Source organism: Breoghania sp. (assembly GCF_963674635.1).
Classification (GTDB): Bacteria; Pseudomonadota; Alphaproteobacteria; order Rhizobiales; family Stappiaceae; genus Breoghania.
In genome coordinates this window covers 554,461-573,241 of the sequence record NZ_OY771475.1, presented here as the reverse complement: position 1 = coordinate 573,241, position 18,781 = coordinate 554,461, and the positions used below count along the sequence as shown (strand labels likewise).

Annotated in this window: 16 protein-coding genes; 11 read left to right on the top strand and 5 right to left on the bottom strand. The window is 62.0% G+C overall.

What is annotated here, in order from left to right; all coding sequences use genetic code 11:
- Positions 1-142: 142 nt before the first annotated feature.
- Positions 143-1,222 (bottom strand): enoyl-CoA hydratase/isomerase family protein, encoded by a 1,080-nt coding sequence (locus ABGM93_RS02600; RefSeq protein ID WP_321503215.1) that lies wholly within the window; start codon positions 1,220-1,222, stop codon positions 143-145.
- A 163-nt stretch (positions 1,223-1,385) separates the two neighbouring features.
- Complete coding sequence (locus ABGM93_RS02595; protein ID WP_321503212.1) at positions 1,386-2,525, bottom strand: acyl-CoA dehydrogenase family protein; 1,140 nt, start codon at positions 2,523-2,525, stop codon at positions 1,386-1,388.
- Positions 2,526-2,916: 391 nt separating this feature from the next.
- Here ABGM93_RS02595 and hemB point away from each other — a divergent pair, with 391 nt between their 5' ends.
- Positions 2,917-3,912: a porphobilinogen synthase gene (gene hemB / locus ABGM93_RS02590; protein ID WP_321505710.1), complete on the top strand. Its 996-nt coding sequence runs from the start codon at positions 2,917-2,919 to the stop codon at positions 3,910-3,912.
- Between the two features lie 89 nt (positions 3,913-4,001).
- Here hemB and ABGM93_RS02585 read toward each other — a convergent pair whose 3' ends face one another.
- Complete coding sequence (locus tag ABGM93_RS02585; protein ID WP_321503209.1) at positions 4,002-5,387, bottom strand: PLP-dependent aminotransferase family protein; 1,386 nt, start codon at positions 5,385-5,387, stop codon at positions 4,002-4,004.
- Positions 5,388-5,488: 101 nt separating this feature from the next.
- On the opposite strand from ABGM93_RS02585, the gene ABGM93_RS02580 reads away from it, so the two are divergent.
- The 5 genes from ABGM93_RS02580 to ABGM93_RS02560 all read left to right on the top strand — a co-directional run bounded on the left by ABGM93_RS02580 (position 5,489) and on the right by ABGM93_RS02560 (position 11,272).
- Complete coding sequence (locus ABGM93_RS02580) at positions 5,489-6,127, top strand: LysE family translocator (protein WP_321503205.1); 639 nt, start codon at positions 5,489-5,491, stop codon at positions 6,125-6,127.
- A 73-nt stretch (positions 6,128-6,200) separates the two neighbouring features.
- Positions 6,201-7,460, top strand: coding sequence for a threonine ammonia-lyase (locus tag ABGM93_RS02575; RefSeq protein WP_321503201.1), 1,260 nt, complete (start codon positions 6,201-6,203; stop codon positions 7,458-7,460).
- Positions 7,461-7,724: 264 nt separating this feature from the next.
- On the top strand, positions 7,725-8,210 hold the full coding sequence (locus ABGM93_RS02570; RefSeq protein WP_321503198.1) for an RDD family protein: 486 nt from the start codon (positions 7,725-7,727) through the stop codon (positions 8,208-8,210).
- Positions 8,211-8,521: 311 nt separating this feature from the next.
- Complete coding sequence (locus tag ABGM93_RS02565) at positions 8,522-10,354, top strand: SLC13 family permease (protein ID WP_321503196.1); 1,833 nt, start codon at positions 8,522-8,524, stop codon at positions 10,352-10,354.
- A gap of 156 nt (positions 10,355-10,510) precedes the next feature.
- A complete protein-coding gene (locus ABGM93_RS02560; RefSeq protein ID WP_321503191.1) occupies positions 10,511-11,272 on the top strand; it encodes an arginyltransferase in 762 nt (253 codons plus the stop codon).
- 76 nt (positions 11,273-11,348) lie between these two features.
- Here ABGM93_RS02560 and ABGM93_RS02555 read toward each other — a convergent pair whose 3' ends face one another.
- On the bottom strand, positions 11,349-12,014 hold the full coding sequence (locus ABGM93_RS02555) for a uracil-DNA glycosylase (protein ID WP_321503187.1): 666 nt from the start codon (positions 12,012-12,014) through the stop codon (positions 11,349-11,351).
- A 261-nt stretch (positions 12,015-12,275) separates the two neighbouring features.
- On the bottom strand, positions 12,276-12,860 hold the full coding sequence (locus ABGM93_RS02550; protein WP_319773319.1) for an NYN domain-containing protein: 585 nt from the start codon (positions 12,858-12,860) through the stop codon (positions 12,276-12,278).
- 803 nt (positions 12,861-13,663) lie between these two features.
- Here ABGM93_RS02550 and rpoZ point away from each other — a divergent pair.
- From rpoZ to ABGM93_RS02525, 5 genes are all read left to right on the top strand, one after another.
- A complete protein-coding gene (gene rpoZ, locus ABGM93_RS02545) occupies positions 13,664-14,062 on the top strand; it encodes a DNA-directed RNA polymerase subunit omega (protein ID WP_321503185.1) in 399 nt (132 codons plus the stop codon).
- Between the two features lie 277 nt (positions 14,063-14,339).
- Complete coding sequence (locus tag ABGM93_RS02540) at positions 14,340-16,568, top strand: bifunctional (p)ppGpp synthetase/guanosine-3',5'-bis(diphosphate) 3'-pyrophosphohydrolase (protein ID WP_321503184.1); 2,229 nt, start codon at positions 14,340-14,342, stop codon at positions 16,566-16,568.
- Positions 16,569-16,612: 44 nt separating this feature from the next.
- Positions 16,613-17,194 carry an orotate phosphoribosyltransferase gene (gene pyrE / locus ABGM93_RS02535; RefSeq protein ID WP_321503182.1) on the top strand — a complete coding sequence of 194 codons (582 nt, stop codon included), beginning with the start codon at positions 16,613-16,615 and terminating at the stop codon, positions 17,192-17,194.
- 86 nt (positions 17,195-17,280) lie between these two features.
- Positions 17,281-17,910: a DUF2062 domain-containing protein gene (locus ABGM93_RS02530; protein WP_321503179.1), complete on the top strand. Its 630-nt coding sequence runs from the start codon at positions 17,281-17,283 to the stop codon at positions 17,908-17,910.
- Between the two features lie 7 nt (positions 17,911-17,917).
- Entirely contained in the window at positions 17,918-18,673 is a 756-nt protein-coding gene (locus ABGM93_RS02525; protein WP_321503177.1) for a pyridoxine 5'-phosphate synthase, read from the top strand.
- Positions 18,674-18,781: the final 108 nt, after the last annotated feature.

Here is an 18,781-nt window from a genome sequence, read left to right as displayed (position 1 = left end):
CGCATTCCCCTCTCGGCCGTTGCTTGTGGCCGTCACATTCCGACCCGCCGTTCAATCGGCGGCGGGCCGATCATTTCCGGACAAGCTTTGCCCGAGGCTGCGCCGGATCAGGGGGCCTCCCCCACCGGGCGCAACGCAAGTCTTATCGAAGGACGAGATCGCCATCCTTCGGCTCATTGAAATACGTGTCGACCTCCTCCATGTCCACATCCTCAAACCGCCCTGGCTTCCAGGCAGGCATGTTGTCCTTCTCCACCAGAACCGAACGGATCCCCTCGTAGAAGTCGTTGCCTTGCAGAATGCGGTGGAGGATGCGGTATTCCATGACCATGCAATCATCGAATTCCATCTCCGCGCCCCTGTGAATCTCCGCGAAGGAGACATTGACACTCATCGGGGAGCGCGAGCGGATCATGCTGGCGGTTTTCTGCGCCCATTCCGCATCATCGCCGCTGACGGCATCGAGTGCGGCCAGAATCTCCGCAACGCTGCCTTTGGAGAAACACGCCTGAAGCGCGGCCTCATGGGCGGCAAGTCTGGACGCTTCCGACGGCTCGACCGCGAATTCGGCCAGCACGGCGTCAATGTCACTGGTCGCCGTCAGCGCCGCAAGCAGATCTTCGAACCGCTCGCTCGCCACGCAATGGGTGAGAAAGCCCGCCCACATGCAATCGGCCTGCGACAACCGCGCCCCCGACATCGCGCAGTAGAGCCCGGTTTCCACGGAGCGCAGGCGCGGCAGCAGATAGCTCGCCCCGACATCGGGGAAGAAGCCGATCCCGACTTCCGGCATGGCGAAGAGCGTCTTTTCCGACCCGATCCGGTAAGGACCATGCCCCGTCAACCCGACACCGCCCCCCATGACGATGCCGTCAATGAGCGAGACCACCGGCTTGGAGTAATGCTTGATGCGGCTGTTGAGGCAATATTCATCCGCAAAGAAGGCCGACCATGTCGGGTCGCCCGCCTTGGCCATCTCATAGACGGCGCGCACATCGCCACCGGCGCTAAACGCCTTGGGCGAGAGGGAACGCAGGATGATGTGGGTGATGGCGGGATCGTTCTCCCACGCATCGAAATAATGCCGCAGGAGCTGGATCATGCCGTGGGTCAGCGCATTCAGCGCCTGCGGCCGCGACAGCGACAACACCCCCGCATTCCCCTTCACATCCACCAGAACCTCGAACTGGGCGAGGAGATCATCCACGTTTTGCTGCTGCATCTGCATCCTATGTCTTTCGTCTCTTAACCCCTGCCCCGCCCTTTGCGACCGGGACACCGCCATACGGCAAAAGCCTTACAGATCAGCGCCTTGACGCCAAAGACCTGAATCAATTCCTGAACCTGAATCAGATTCAGAACTTTAACCACTTCAAGTACCTGAATCAGGACTTGAAGAGATCGCGCGCAACGATCAGCCGCATGATCTCGTTCGTGCCCTCCAGAATCTGGTGAACCCGCACATCCCTCAGATACCGCTCGATCGGATAGTCGCGCAAATAGCCATAGCCGCCGTGAAGTTGCAGCGCCTCGTTGACCACGCGAAAACCCGTGTCGGTCGCGATGCGCTTGGCCATGGCGGCGAAGCGGGTCGCATCGTCCGTCTTTTCGTCCACCTTCATGGCGGCCTTGTGGAGAAGCAGCCGCGCCGCTTCCAGGTCGCTTGCCATGTCGGCAATGCGGAACTGAAGCGCCTGGAATTCGGCCAGCGCCTTGTTGAACTGGCGTCGCTCCTTCATGTAGGCGATGGCGAGATCGAGGCTCGCCTGGGCAGCCCCCAGCGAGCACGCACCGATGTTGAGCCGCCCGCCATCGAGCCCGGCCATGGCGATCTTGAAGCCCATGCCCTCCGCGCCGATGAGATTGGCGGCCGGAACACGACAATCTGAGAAATTGACCTGCGCAGTCGGCTGGCTCTTCCAGCCGAGCTTGATTTCCTGCGCGCCGAAAGAGAGGCCAGGCGTGTCCTTCTCCACCACGATGCAGGAAATCCCCTTCGGCCCTTCCTCGCCCATGCGCACCATCACGACGTAGAGATCCGCCGCGCCGCCGCCGGAGATGAATGCCTTGGAGCCATTGAGCACATAGGCGTCGCCGTCGCGAACGGCCTTTGTCCGCAGCGCCGCCGCATCCGACCCCGAGCCCGGCTCCGTCAGGCAATAGGCCGCGAAATGCTCCATGGAACAGAGCTTTGGCAGAAACCGTTCACGCTGTTCAGGCGCACCGAAACGGTCAATCATCCAGGTCGCCATATTGTGGATGGAGATATAGGCCGCCGTCGACGTGCAGCCCTTGGCAAGCTCCTCAAAGATCACCGCCGCATCGAGCCGTCCGAGCCCGGAGCCGCCCACATCCTCGCCGACATAAATGCCGCCAAAGCCGAGCGCCGCCGCCTTGCGCAGCGTCTCGACGGGGAAGATGCTCTTTTCATCCCACTCGCGCGCATGAGGCTCCATTTCCTCGCGCGCGAAATCCCCGGCCATCTGTTGAAAGGCGCGCTGCTCCTCGCTCAACGCAAAATCCATCCCGTTCCCTCCCCGGAACCGGCTGCCGAACTTGACTGATGTAATCCGGAACGGACCCCGCCCCGGTGCTCCGGTTTCGCGACAGCAAACGAACCGACCCGGCTTTCGGGCATATCCGGCGGATCACTCAGCGTCAACGCCGCGAAAGACGCTGCGTTCGTCGCATCGCCAAGGCGGCGACAATCCGCCTGCGCCCCTGCCCGACCAGGACAGCGAGACATTTGCGCCCGCGCTCGGGCCCTGATCGAAGGTCAAGATCTTCCCCCCGCAACCATGTTCCCCTTCCCGCACCGGGGTGCTACACCATGGCCGCTAGGGAGACATGCGCCGACAGGGAGCTAGAATGATGAACGCCGAACCGCGCAAGCGCAGAGCGATGCCCGAGATCGATATGAGCGAGATCCTTGGCGGCAAGCGCATGCGTCGCAATCGCCGGACCGACTGGTCGCGCAGGCTCGTTCGCGAAACGACGCTGACCGTGGACGACCTGATCTGGCCGATTTTCGTCATCGACGGCGAAAATCGCCGCGAACCCGTTACCTCCATGCCGGACTGCCATCGCCTTTCCATCGACGAGGCCGTGCGCGAGGCCGCCTATGCGGCCTCCCTCGGCATCCCGGCGCTGGCGCTGTTTCCCTATACGGATGACGCCCAGCGAGATGCCACCGGCTCCCAGGCGCTCGACCCGGACAATCTGGTGTGCCGTGCCTGCCGCGCCATCAAGAAGGAAGTGCCCCATATCGGCCTGATCACAGACGTGGCGCTCGACCCCTATACCAGCCACGGCCATGACGGCCTGCTGGAGGGCGAGACCATCCTCAATGACGAGACGGTGCGCGTTCTCATTGCCCAGTCGATCAACCAGGCCGAAGCCGGTTCGGATGTGATCGCGCCCTCCGACATGATGGACGGACGCATCGGCGCGATCCGCGCAGGGCTCGATGCGGTCGGTTTCACCGATATTCAGATCATGGCCTATTCGGCCAAATATGCCTCTGCCTTCTACGGCCCCTTCCGCGACGCCATCGGCACCAATGCCTGCCTGAAGGGCGACAAGCGCACCTACCAGATGGACTACCACAACTCCAATGAAGCGGTGGTGGAGGCGGGCCTCGATCTGGAAGAAGGCGCGGACATGATCATGGTCAAGCCGGGCCTGCCCTATCTGGACATCGTGCGCCGTCTGAAGGACGAGTTCGCGGTGCCGACCTTCGCCTATCAGGTGTCCGGCGAATACGCGATGATCTGCGCGGCCGCGCAAAACGGCTGGCTCGATTTCGACCGCGCGATGATTGAGAGCGTCGCCGCCTTCAAGCGCGCCGGAGCCGACGGCGTCCTCACCTATTTCGCACCGAAGATCGCAAAGCACCTGACCTCTGGGCTTTGAACGCGGGTGGGGCCATGCAAGGCCCCATTCGCCGTCTGATCCATCAGCACAAATGAGACTGGCGCAACCCGGCCCTGCCGCCACCGTTGTTACGGAATGGCCGCACTGCCTGCCATCGGCTGATCGAGCAGACCTTTCAGGATGGCAATCGCCGCCTGGAACCGCTCCTCGCCCGGCACGGCGCAGAAGCTGACGCGCACCGCCTGTGGGGGATTGGTGCGCTCCACCGCGAAACTCGCACCGTCACCAACGCGCACCCCCTGCGCCTCCGCTTCTGCACAGAATTCCGCCACCCGCCAGTTTTCCGGCACCGGCAGCCATGCGATCCCGCCTGTCAGGCGGGATCGGTCAAGCACGGGAAACAGCGCCTTCATCCTGTCGGCTCTGCGCGCCACGCCGGCGCGCACCTTTTCCACGCGCGTCTCCAACAGTCCGCTCGTCAGCACATGGGACGCCGCAGCCCCGAGGATCGGCGGCACCATCAGCGCCATCGCGTTCTGGGCCTGCGCCACCCGCCGCACCAGCCCCCTTGGCCCGACCGCGTAACCCACATGCAACGTCGGAGCCACGCATTTGGACAGTGAGGTGGAAACGATGGCCCGTGTGGGCAACAGCTCCGCGAAACTCGGAGCCGTCTCATCGAACAGGAACCCGTAGACCTCGTCCTGCAGCACGATCAGATCGTGCCTGTCGGCAACTTGCGCCAGTGCCTCGCGCCGCTTTGCGGGCATGGTCATGCCGGTCGGGTTCTGAATTCCCGGCATCAGGCAGACAATCGAGATCGCGTGTGCGCGGCAGGCCGCGTCCAGAGCCTCCGGGATCATTCCCAGGTCATCCATCTCGATCCCAATGACGCGCCGCCCGGAGAGTTCCGCCGCAGCAATCACCCCGGGATAGGTCACGGCATCGGCGGCGACCGCAGTGCCGGGGCGCATCAATCCCGCGAAACCGCAGGAAAAGACCGACTGCGCCCCATTGAACAGAGCGATGTTCTCAAGCTGCGCCTGTGGACACCAGCGCGAAAGCAGAGGCAAAGCGGCCTGCCTGTCCGTCTCGTCGCCCATCATGCCGACATACCGCAGCGGCACGGCCCCATCGCGCGCGCGTATCGCCGCCGCCTCCATGGCCTGCGCCACGATTTCGCCCGCCGGTTCCATGAGGAAGGTGTTGATCGCCATGTCGGCGAAGCGGTCCATTTCCTCATCGCGCAGATGCGACATGCGTTGCGGGGTACCCGTTCCCACAAACGTCCCTCGCCCGACCTCTCCACGAACGAGGCCGGCGACCGTCAGCGCCTGATAGGCCCGAGACACCGTTCCCGGCGCGCAGCCCAATTGCCATGCCGCTTCACGCACGGGAGGAAGCTGCACCCCCTCCGCCAGATCCCCGTTCTCGATTTGGGCCCGGAGAAAGGCTTCAACCTGACGCGCACCCGGCACGCCGTCGCGCCCGACCAGTTTCGAAAATATTGTCATAGATACAATGTATCATTTGTATCCGACAAGACCAGACACAATCATGGAGACAATCGGAAGACAAAAGCCCGGCAACGGACAACCTCTACTGGATTTGCGCCATGCTCACCGAATTGCCCGCCCATCTCCCGTCCTTCATGCCGGCAGAACGATATGCGCTGTTGAGCCTGTTCATACTTGCGGCGAGCGGCACTCCGGGCCCGGGCAACATGGCGCTTGCGGCGCTTGGCGGAACCCACGGCCCGACCCGTACCCTGCCGTTTCTGGCAGGAATGCTCGTCGGGTTCACAACCACCTTGTGGTTGGCGGCAGCCGGTCTGCTGGCCCTGATCTCCAGCGTGCCGGTCCTTCAGGGCGCCCTGCAACTCGCCTGTTTCGCCTATATTCTCTATCTCGCCTGGATCATCGCCTTCGCGCGCGCCGGCACAGTTTCGGGAAGCGCCGCGTCAAGGGCGCCCGGTTTTCTGCGCGGCTTGTGGGTGCATCCCTTGAACCCCAAGGCCTATGCAATGCAGATCGCGGCCTTGTCGCAGTTCGCCGCGCCCGACCATTATCTGCGCGATGTCAGCATCATTTCGCTGACCTTTGTGGTGCTCGGCGGCGGCGCCAATTTCTGCTGGGCGATGGCCGGAACGCTGATGGCGCGGCTGGCAGGCGCCCCCAGCCGCCTGCGCGCCATCAACGTCACACTGGCCGCGCTGATGGTTGCCAGCACGATGGCCAGCCTGCTCATCGCATAAACGCGTACCCCGCTTGCCAATCGCGACAAACGGGTGCACATCGCTGGGTCTCCCCAATATATGCGGTACCACAATGTCCAGCGATCAGGCCCAGCCCACCCCGACCGACCTTCCCGTCACCCTCGCCGATGTCGAGGAAGCCGCGCGGTTGATTGAGGGGCAGGTTGTTCACACGCCCTTCCTGCCCGCCCCGAGCCTCTCGCGGCTGACCGGGGCCGATGTCTGGGTCAAGTTCGAGAACCAGCAATACGTCAATTCCTTCAAGGAACGCGGCGCGCTGACCCGGTTGCTGGATCTGTCGGACGAAGAACGCGCGCGCGGCGTCATTGCCATGTCGGCGGGCAACCATGCGCAGGCCGTCGCCTATCACGCCTCCCGCCTCGGCATTCCCGCCACCATCGTCATGCCCACGACAACACCGCACGTGAAGGTGGCTGCAACCCGTTCCTTCGGCGCAACCGTCGTGCTGGCGGGCGAGACCATCGCCGATGCGCAGGAGACCGTGGAACGCCTGATCAGCGAGCGTGGCCTGGTGCTCGTACATCCCTATGACGACAAGCGCATCATCGCCGGTCAGGGCACCATCGGCCTGGAGATCCTGGACAAGAACGCCGAGCTCGACACGATCATCGTGCCCATCGGCGGCGGCGGGCTCATCTCCGGGATCGCGGTCGCCGTCAAGGCGAAAGCCCCCGAGATCGAGATCATCGGCGTGGAGGCCGCCCTCTACCCCTCCATGTATGCCGAACTGCATGGCGAAGAAGCCCGTTGCGGCGGCAACACGCTGGCGGAAGGCATCGCGGTCAAGAATGTCGGCAAGCTGACCCGGAAGATTACGCAAGCCCTTGTCGATGACGTGGTTCTGGTTGAGGAAGCCGCCATCGAGCGCGCCGTGAACGCGTTTCTGGCGCTTCAAAAGACGGTCGCGGAAGGCGCAGGTGCGGCCGGGCTCGCCGCCATCCTGCAGCACCCGGAACGTTTCCGCGGCAAGCGCGTGGGGCTGGTGCTGTGCGGCGGCAACATCGATCCGCGCCTGCTCGCCTCCATCATCGTGCGCGAGCTGGCACGCGAAGGCCGCATGGTCGCCATCCGCATGGGTATCCCGGACCGTCCCGGTGTCCTTGGAGAGATCTCCACGCTCATCGGCGAGATGGACGGCAACGTGGTGGAGGTCGCCCATCACCGGCTGTTCCTCGACGTGCCCGCCAAGGGCGCCATGCTCGATGTGACTATGGAAACCCGCGACAACGACCACGCCGACGAGATCATCCGCGCACTGGAAGGCCGAGGTTACAAGGTGGACCGGCTGGACGCGGCGGAAACGGCAGACTGAGCACCGCCAGTTCACGGCGCCCCAGCCGCCTCTGCGCACCCGCCTCGCGCCAGTCGTGCGGCGCCGTGCCCAACATTTCGCTGCAAAGGTCCGCATAATCCGGGATGCTCCGCCCGCAGGGAGCCTTCTAGACTATCGGGAACCCCGAAGGCCATCGTGTGAAAGTGCATCGATACGCCACGGACGATTGAAAATCCGCGCCGCGCCCCCAATTTTTAGCAGGGATAGCCCCCGACAGCCCGTAGATGCAAAGGACGCCACATCATGAGCACCATAGAACCCGACGCTCTTTCCGCGCGCGATCCGTTGAAATACATGGCGCTGTTCGAAGGGGTCCGCACGAAGCGCATTCTGGCCTTTGTCATCGATGTCATGGCCATCCTGTTCTTCACGTTCCTGGCCGGGATCGCCGTGTTCTTTCTCGGTATCTTCACGCTCGGCATTGGGTGGCTTGCCTATGCCTTTCTTTGGCAGGGCGTCGCCATTCTCTACAGCGCCTTCACGCTGGGTGGCCCCTCCTCCGCCACGCCCGGCATGCGCGCTTTCGGCCTTCAGCTCCGGCTCGATGACGGCAGCCGCCCCACCCCGCTCGTCGCCATCGCGCATGTAGTGCTCTTCTGGATCTCGATGGGCATGATCACGCCGCTGGTACTGGTGGTTTCCCTCTTCTCCGACAAGAAACGCCTGTTGCACGACATCATCGTGGGAGGCATCGTCGTGAACACCGCAGCACTCGCCCGTCCGTACTGAGCTACACCTCTCCCCCGTCAGCTATGCTTGCGCAGTCCCGGCGAAGTCGCTACCGATAACGCATTGAAGACAGTCTATTGATCGCATGACAGGTAGCGGAATGCCTGCAAGCGCGCGTGCCGGAATGCGCGAGCGAAGGCAAAGGCGGAAGGCTCCAAGAGGCTTCGCCTTCGCGCGTTTGCTGACTTCAGGCCCAGTTTGCTGACTTCAGGCTCAGTTTGCTGACTTCAGGCTCAAAGGGCGCGATCCGGCAGACGCCGGGCAGCTGCCATGCAGGCCGACAGGGGGAATCAAGTGCGGACGCACGTCAGATGACGGTTGCCGATATCCAGATGGCGCTCACCTTCGTGATCATCGGGGTCACGATTGTGCTCTATGCGTTGGAGCGTTTTTCGATCGAGGTCACCGCGCTCGGTTCCGTCGTCGCATTCGTGATCCTTTTCACCGTCCTGCCCATCGATGGCCCGGACGGCGATCTGGGCCCGCAGGTTCTGCTGATGGGCTTCGCCAATCCGGCGCTGATCACCATCATGGCCTTGCTGATCGTCGGTCAGTCGCTTTTTCATACCGATGCGCTCGACAAACCGACACAGCACATCCTGAAGGTGTTCCGAAAGCTCCGTCTAGCCCCCATCACGCCGATCCTCATCGGCGTTGCCGCCATCAGCGCCTTTCTCAACAACACCCCCGTGGTGGTCATGTTCCTGCCGGTACTGGCCGCCATGGCCGCGGCAAACGGCACCGCTGCCGCCCGGGTGCTGATGCCGCTTTCCTTCATCGCGATTCTGGGCGGCATGACGACGCTCATCGGCTCGTCCACCAACCTTCTGGTTGCCGATGTCGCCGAACGCGTGAGCGATATCCAGATCGGCTTCTTCTCCTTCACGCCCATCGGCGCGCTGATGGCAACGATCGGATCGCTCTACATCATCTTCGTGATGCCGAAGATATTGAAGCCGCGCAAGACCATGGCCGACGAAGTTCAGGGCCCTGCCGGCGGCAAGCAGTTCATCGCCCAGATCCCGGTCACCTACAATCACCCGCTCGTTGGCTCGCGCGCCGTCGCGGGCATGTTCCCGAACCTGCGCGACATGACCGTGCGCCTTGTCCAGCGTGGTGAAAAACCCTTCCTTCCTCCATTTGAAGGCGTGGAGCTTCAGGCAGGCGACACAGTCATTGTGGCTGCCACACGACAGACCCTGACCAAGGCGCTGTCGTTGCGCAAACCCATCATGCGCTCCAATGACGGAACAAACCCCACACCGGAACAGCAGATGCTGCCCGAAGGCACCGCGACGCTGGCCGAAGCAGTCGTCGCCCCCGGCTCCCGCATGATCGGGCGCACCACCGCCCAATCCAGCCTGCGCGCGGATAACAATTGCGTCGTCATGGGCCTGCAGCGCCGCTCGCGCATGCCGCGCATGGCCATGAGCGACATCCGCCTGGAAGCGGGCGATGTGCTGCTGCTGGCCGGTTCCCATGACGATATCCAGTCATTGCGCGGAAACCGCGACGTGCTGTTGTTGGACTGGTCGACTGCCGAAGTCCCCAAGCGCCGCCACGCACCGCGCGCGCTCGCCATCTTCATCGCCATTGTCGGATGCGCAGCCTTTGGCATCGTGCCGGTGGTCACAGCCGCTCTTGCCGGCGCCCTGGCGATGATGATTTCGGGATGTATCAACGTGCGCCAGTCGCTGCGTGCGCTCGACAGCCGGATTTTCATGCTCATCGGCGCATCGCTTGCAGCCGCAACCGCGCTGGAGCGCACCGGAGGCGCGAAAGCCGCCGCCGAGGCGCTGATGACGGTCATGGAAGGCCAACCACCGGCCGCGATCCTGTCCATGCTGTTCCTGCTCATCGCCGTCTTGACGAATGTGCTGTCAAACAACGCGACGGCTGTCCTGTTTGCGCCCATCGCGATCAACATTGCCCAACGCACAGGCGTTGACGTCAATGCCTTCGTCACCTGCCTGATCTTTGCCGCCAACTGTTCCTTCGCAACCCCCATCGGCTATCAGACGAACCTGATCGTCATGGGGCCGGGACACTATCGGTTTTCCGATTTCATCCGCGCAGGCGCTCCGCTGGTGCTGATCATGTGGCTTTCTTTTTCCCTGATCGCGCCGTGGTATTATGGTTTTTGACATATCTGATTGCGCAGGCTGAAAATGCGCGGAACAATCTTGTTCGACGCATTAGCCGAGTTTCTTTTTTCGGGTTTGAAATCCTGCCGTTACGGGATACTCCGAGCGACAACTTTGCCCGTTTCGGGAATGTGAATTAGGTGCGAGGCTTGGGCCATGACGAAGCCCATTACGGACAATCCGCAGTTTTATCTGACAGCCCCTTCTCCCTGTCCCTACCTGCCGGACCAGGAAGAGCGAAAGGTATTCACCCATCTTGTGGGCGAGAGGGCGACATTCCTCAACGACATCCTGACCCATGGCGGCTTTCGTCGTTCCCAGAACATCGCCTATCGCCCTGCCTGCGACAATTGCCGGGCCTGCACGTCCGTCCGGGTGCTCGTCGATGACTTCGACTACACCCGCTCCCTGCGCCGCATCCGCAATGCAGGCCGCATCTACGTGGGCAAGGAAGGGCCGCCAACCCCATCCACCGAGCAATACGAGCTTTTCCGCCGCTATCTCGGCACCCGTCACAGCGATGGCGGCATGGCCGACATGCGACTGCTCGACTACGCCCTGATGATCGAGGACACCCACGTCGACACAATCCTCTTGGAGTATCGACGCCGCGCCGAAGACAGGCCCGATCTTCCCGAGGAGGACCGCGGCGACGGCCCACTGGTCGCAGCAGCCCTCACCGATGTGCTCTCCGACGGACTGTCTATGGTCTATTCGTTCTTCGAACCGGAAATGAGCCACTTCTCCTTCGGCACATATCTCATCCTCGATCACATCGAACGCGCCCGGAAAATGGGCCTGCCCTATGTCTATCTCGGCTACTGGGTGCCGGGTTCAAAGAAGATGGAATACAAGACCCGCTTCCAGCCGCAGGAACGCCTCGGCCCGCAAGGATGGATGCCAACACAGCGCAGATGATCGCAATCCGCCGGATTTCAGCCCGGCCGCAGCCCACCTGGAAGGTCGGCAAACGCCTTTTGCTCTGCGGTCCGCCTCAGTTCAGATGCGCAGCGATCGCATCGAAGACATCCCGGAACATCTGCGTCGTGAGCCGTCCGGTATTCGTGTTGTAGCGCGAGCAGTGATAGCTGTCGAAAAGCGTGAAGTCGCCCATGTCATGCGCTGCGTTATGCGCGAACGGATAGGCGGCGCGACGCTTGCCAAGCGTCGTCAGAACCGTCTCGTGCGCAACCCGCCCGAGTGCCAGGATGCCCCCGAGATTGGGCATCTCCGCCAGGGTGTTGATCAGGAAGGGACGGCAGGCCTTGATCTCGGGTCCCGTCGGCTTGTTCTCCGGCGGAACGCAGCGCACGGCGTTGGTGATCGCCGCGCCCACCAGCTCCAACCCGTCATCGGGCCGCGCCTGAAACGTGCCGCGCGAAAAGCCGTAGAGATCGAGCGTCTCGTAAAGGAGATCCCCAGCGTAGTCCCCCGTGAAAGGCCGCCCCGACTTGTTGGCGCCACGCAGCCCCGGTGCAAGGCCAACGATCAGAAGCCGCACACTCTCAGGGCCGCCACGCGGCAGAAAGCTCGGCACAGGCGCGTTGAACCACTCCGGTTCGCGCGCACGATGGAACTCGCGAAACTCGACCAGCCTGGGACAGAGCGGGCAATCCCGATCCGGATCGCACACGGAGGCTGACTGAGACGCAGAAGACATGACACACTTTTCCCGATTTCTGACCGACGGCGCCGACCGGCACAGGCTCCCGATCCCTCGAATCGCCGCTCAGCTCCTGCATAAACCAGATCGGCCCGTCGGAAACGCCCAAACTCGGCACCGTCCAAACCGTTGAAACGAAAAAGCCGGAACCGTGTCGCCACGGTTCCGGCCCTGTCATGGATCGCGCACAAGACATCGGCTCATCGCCACGCGCCCGAAATGTTGGGACGCACGAAGAGCGGACCTCAAAGCGACGAATCAGAGATCGTCATATTCCTCTTCGCGCTCACGCTCCGCCTGACGCTGCTGACGCTCGGACGGATCGCGGCCGATCTTGTTGGCCAGCGCATTGAGGTCGATGAAGTGATCGGCCTGACGGCGCAGATCGTCGGCGATCATCGGCGGCTGGGTCTGCAGCGTGGAGACGACCGAAACCTTGCGACCGCGACGCTGGACAGCTTCCACGAGCGAGCGAAAATCACCATCGCCGGAGAAGAGCACCAGATGATCGACATGTTCGGCCATTTCCATGGCATCGACAGCAAGTTCGATATCCATGCTGCCCTTGATCTTGCGGCGACCGGAAGCATCGATGAATTCTTTGACCGGCTTCGTCACGACCTTGTAGCCATTGTAATCAAGCCAATCGATCAGCGGGCGAATGGACGAATACTCTTGATCCTCAACAAGGGCGGTATAATAGTACGCCCTCAGAAGATATCCCTTGCCCTGAAATTCCTTGAGAAGCCGCTTGTAGTCGATGTCAAAACCAAGAGACTTTGCAGTTGCATAGAGGTTTGCGCCATCGATGAACAACGCAACCTTCTCACGCGGGTCAAACATCTTTGTTCTCTTTTCTTCTATGGGAGTTAATTCGCCATGTGCACAGACAAGAATGAGACCGTTCAGCTACAAAATTCCGAACCCGTGACCAATATGAGCACTAAAAATATAGGCTTGGAATCCGAGCCAACCCGATCAACAGCATTTTTCAGTCGATGTAATATAAATTAATCCGATTTGCAAGAAAACAGTACCACTACAGATTCCCCGGGAATTCGGATCTCCTCTCGTTTTTTTTAAATAGCTTTGATTTTATTCCATTTTCCAAAAGCTGCTTAAAGGTTAGCAACAACGTTTCACCACGGGAAGCAGCCCTGACTACGTGTCTCCGCACACAAGGCGCGACAGCAAAGCGCAGGAAATGACAAGATATCAACAACTGAGGAAAGGATTTGGCGGCTTTTCCGCCAATGCTCATTTGCTTTGGGATTGTCCCCTGTGGGGCCTGCCGCATCCGCCAGCACGTTGAACGGATAGAGCGCGCGTATTCATGCGTTTTACTCTAGGCCAGCGCACGCCCCGCCGGTCCGAGCCGGGACCGTTTGCGCCAACCACGTCCAACGCCCGCGCGCTCTTGAAAATGCGCGGCACTTCGGCAGCGGCGGCAATGAGGTTGCCCCTTGCATTTGCGCTGCGAAAACCCTAATAAAGCGAATTCACTCTCACGAGCGCGTTTGTGCCTGTGGCCCTGCATGTCATGACAACCGCATGGTTGACGTTTGGGCCCAAGGCGAGCGCTCGCCAAAAGACAATGGTCCCGAGCCAGAGACTGGCGCTCCGGGACCCCGGACTGGAGATCTGCAATGGCGCGCGTGACCGTCGAAGATTGCATCGATAAGGTCGATAACCGCTTCGATCTGGTGCTGCTGGCCAGCCATCGTGCCCGGATGATTGCATCCGGCTCGCCGCTGACCATCGATCGCGACAATGACAAGAACCCGGTCGTCGCCCTGCGCGAAATCGCGGAACAGACCGTCAGCCCCGAAGATCTCAAGGAAGATCTGATCCACTCGCTTCAGAAATACGTCGAAGTGGACGAGCCGGAGCCGGAAGCTGTCCCGATGGTGCCCAGCGCAGCCGCAGCTGCCGCAGGCCCCGCTGATTCCGCCGAGCCGCCGATGGAGTTCGATCGCATGTCGGAAGAAGACCTGCTGAAGGGCCTGGAAGGGCTCGTTCCGCCGGATCGCAGCGACGACTACTGACCCTGCTACGGCAGCCCCGCAACAGGGTCCGCCAAACAGGACGAACGAGTTTTACAAAGGGGCGAAAGCGCTTTAGCGCGCGCCCCTTTGTCGTATTCCCCGCCCCCGTTTCCCAACGCGCCCCCTGCCTTGCAAGCTCCCTCGCGGTGCAAAACGCTCACCATTGCGGTGCGGGATGCTGGCGCTTTGCAGACGGGTAACTTATCTAAAGTAAAAATGGATTTCGTGCCGGAAACAGCCCGATTGCGGGCAACCACAGGACTGCGTACCCTGCGCCATGATGCGTCAATACGAGCTCGTTGAACGGGTCAACCGCTATAATCCGACCACTGACGAGGCCCTTCTCAACAAGGCCTACGTCTATGCCATGCAGAAGCACGGCATGCAGACGCGCGCCTCCGGCGACCCCTATTTCTCGCATCCCCTCGAAGTCGCGGCCATCCTGACCGACCTGCGCCTGGACGACGCCACCATTGCCGTCGCCCTGCTGCACGACACCATCGAGGACACCGATGCGACCCGCACCGAGATCGACACCATCTTTGGTGAGGAGATCGGCAAGCTGGTGGAGGGGCTGACCAAGATCAGCCGTCTCGATCTCGTCTCGCGGCGCGCCAAGCAGGCGGAGAATTTCCGCAAATTGCTGCTGGCGATTGCCGACGACGTGCGCGTCCTGCTGGTCAAGCTGGCCGACCGTCTTCACAACATGCGCACGCTGCATTTCGTCAAGGAAGACGAGCGCCGCAACCGCATTGCCGAAGAGACGATGGAAATCTATGCGCCGCTGGCCGGGCGCATGGGCATGCAGGACATGCGCTCCGAACTGGAAGACCTCGCCTTCCAGATCCTCAATCCGCAGGCCTACCAGACGATCACCGAACGGCTGAACGCGCTGCGCGAGAAAAATGCTGCCCTGATCGGCGATATCGAGCGCAATCTGACGGAGCAGCTGGCCGAGCGCCAGATCACCTCCACGGTGCGCGGGCGCATGAAGCGTCCCTATTCCATCTTCCGCAAGATGGAGCAGAAATCGATCGGCTTCGAACAGCTTTCCGATATTTACGGATTCCGCGTGCTCGTTGACGATGTGGAGACCTGCTATTCGGTCCTTGGCATTGTCCATACACGGTGGGCGAGCGTTCCCGGTCGCTTCAAGGACTACATCTCCACGCCCAAGCAGAACGACTATCGCTCCATCCACACCACCGTGGTCGGGCCGGCGCGCCAGCGTGTGGAGCTGCAGATCCGCACCAACGAGATGCACCGTGTCGCCGAATTCGGTATCGCGGCTCATGCGCTTTACAAGGATGGCGTGAAGGGCGGACGCAACATCGCACGCCTGACCGATGAATCGCGCGCCTATGCGTGGTTGCGCCAGACCATCGACATGCTGTCGCAGGGCGACACGCCGGAAGAGTTCCTGGAAAACACCAAGCTTGAGCTCTTCCACGACCAGGTCTTCTGCTTCACGCCCAAGGGCCGCCTGATCGCCCTGCCGCGCGGTGCAACCCCCATCGACTTCGCCTATGCCGTCCACACCGACATCGGCAACACGACGGTTGGCTGCAAGATCAACGGTCAGCTGGTGCCGCTCATCACGGAGCTTCGCAATGGCGACGAGGTGGAGATCATCCGCTCCGGCGCCCAGAAGCCGATGGATGACTGGCTGAACATCGCGGTGACCGGCAAGGCGCGCGCTGCGATCCGCCGGGCCTTGCGCGAAGCACAGCGCGAGAAATACGCCGCGCTCGGCCGTCATATCCTCCAGCGCGGCTTTGAGCGGCGCGGTCTGGAGCTGAACGACCCGATCCTCGCGCCGGTGTTGCTGCGCTTTTCGCAGGCGAGCGTCACGGATCTGATGGCGGCTGTCGGCCGTAGCGACATTCATGCCTCCGACGTGCTCAACGTCATCGACCCGACCCACGAGGAGACGGGCGAACAGGCGACTGCGGACCGCGTCAAGCCCACCGGCATTTCGCCCGAAGAGGGCTGGTTCGATCTGGAGGGCGAGTCGAGCCTCAAATTCCGGGTTCCGGCTGGCGCAACGAAGGAAACCGCGGCCCTGCCGATCCGAGGATTGAAAGGCAATCTTCCCATCCGCTTTGCCCCCGATGGCGGAGCAGTGCCGGGAGACCGTATTGTCGGCATCCTGACGCCTGGAGAAGGCATCACGATCTACCCGATCCACTCCGCTTCGCTGAAGGATTTCGACGATTACGACCAGTGGCTCGACGTGCGTTGGGACATTGAAGGCGATCACGAGGAACGCTTTCCCGCCCGTGTTGCGGTGTCAACGGTCAACGAACCGGGATCTCTGGCAGAGATCGCAAGGATCATCAGCCAGAATGACGGCAACATCGACAACATTCGAATGATCGGGCGGGCGCACGATTTTCACGAGATGACAATCGATCTCGAAGTATGGGATCTGAAGCACCTCAATCGCATCATCAATCAGTTGCGCGGGGCCTCGGTCGTCGCCAACGTGCAACGCAAGAACGACTGACAGGACAGAGCGCGCTCGCAGGGGCGTCACCGGGAAAGGAAGACATGACGAAGGACGAGGTACTGGCCATTTTCCGCGAGTCCGGCGCTATTCTGGAGGGGCATTTCATTCTCTCCTCCGGACTGCGAAGCCCGGTCTTTTTGCAAAAGGCCCGCGTCTTTCAGTATCCGGACCGCACCGAAATCCTGTGCCGCGCGCTGGCGGAGAGGGTCCGCGCGGCGGATCTGGGTCGGATCGACTACATCGTTTCGCCCGCTTTGGGCGGCATCATTCCCGGCTACGAGACAGCGCGCCATCTGAAGGTTCCCGCCATCTGGGTGGAGCGCGAAGGTGGCGAATTCCGCCTGCGTCGCTTCGAGATGGAAAAGCGCGCGCGCGTCATCGTGGTGGAGGACATCGTCTCAACGGGACTGTCGTCGCGTGAGACCGTGGAAGCCCTGAAAGCCATGGGGGCGGAGGTTCTGGCCTGCGCCTGCCTTATTGATCGTTCTGCTGGCGAGGCAAATTGCGGAGTTCCGCTGATCGCCCTTGCCGAGTACAAGGTGCCCGCCTATCCGGCCGACGCCCTGCCGCCCGAACTGGCCGCCCTTCCCGCGGTTAAGCCGGGCAGCCGAGGGCTCGCCTGAATTGGCGGTTTCGAAAACAACCATGAAGAGTGTGGGACCGGCCGCCCAGTACTCAATCCCCGGTTCGGTCGAGTAGAAGCATCGAAATGCTGTTTCAGCGCCGTGATCCTCCCCGCCTTGCCGAAAAGGTCCGCATCGCACTCTGGCCGCGACACAGCTTCGCGCGCTCCGCGAAATACTTCTCCAAGCGTGTTTTGCGCGTGACAGCGACCCCACACGCCATTGCGCTGGGGTTTGCGGCGGGGGCATTTGCCTCCTTCACGCCGTTTGTGGGCTTCCACTTCCTGCTCGGCTTCATCATCGCGGCGCTTCTGGGCGGGAACATCCTGTCTTCTGCGCTGGGCACAGCCGTGGGCAATCCCCTCACCTTCCCGCTGATCTGGACCTCCACCTATCGGCTCGGTCGTCTGGTGCTGGGGCATGCCAACGGACAACATCCCCATCACAAGCTGAACCTGGACCTGCTCAGCCAGTCCTTCGATGCAATCTGGCCGATCTTCAAGCCGATGCTGATTGGCTCCATTCCGCTTGGCGCGATTGCAGCCGCTATTTCCTATTTCGTGATTTATGGCATGGTGCGGACATACCAGATGGCGCGCCGCGAGCGTCTTTCCGCCCGCCGGGAAGCGTCCCGCGCGCGCGCTGCCGCCCCTATCCATCCCGGCACCATGGAGCCGCCCATAGATCCCTCCATGGATGCAGGACGAGCGGAGTAGAGACACCATGACCGCGCACCAGCGCCTCGGTATCAACATCGATCACGTGGCTACCGTCCGCAATGCCCGCGGCGGCGACGCCCCCTCCCCGTTGCGCGCGGCCCTCATGGCGCAGGCAGCTGGTGCCGACGGCATCACCGCACATCTGCGTGAAGATCGCCGCCACATCAGGGACAGCGATATCGCCGATCTCGTCGCCAATATCGATATTCCGTTGAATCTCGAAATGGCGGCCACCGACGAGATGCGCGACATCGCCCTCAAAGCCCGCCCGCATGCGGCGTGTATCGTCCCGGAAAAGCGTGAGGAGCGCACCACGGAAGGCGGTCTGGACGCCGAAGGCGGCTTCAAGACGCTCCAGCCGCTGGTCGAAGCTCTTTACGACGCCGATATCCGCGTTTCGCTCTTCATCGAGCCCGACATCCGGCAGATCGACGCCGCCCGCGCGCTTGGCGCTCCGGTCATCGAGCTGCACACCGGCGCCTATTGCGAGGCAGCACTTGCCGGTGATGAGCCCGCCCGTCAGGGGCATCTCGCCCGCATTCGCGAAGCCGCCCGGCACGCGGCCCATATCGGGCTTGAGGTGCATGCGGGCCACGGCCTGACCTACGACACGGTCACCGATATTGCCGCCATCCCTGAAATCCGGGAGCTGAATATCGGCCATTTCCTGATTGGCGAGGCGATTTTTCTGGGTCTTGGCCCCGCAATTGCCGAAATGCGCCGTTTGATGGATGCCGCGAGGACGGGAATCGGCGCCTGACATCCCGGAATGTGAGAACAAGGCAAGCCGTCCGGCCCGTCCGGACGGAATAACCATGTGCGCGACGCGACCTTGCGTTGCGCAGGCCCCCGAGAGCCGGTATCAAGT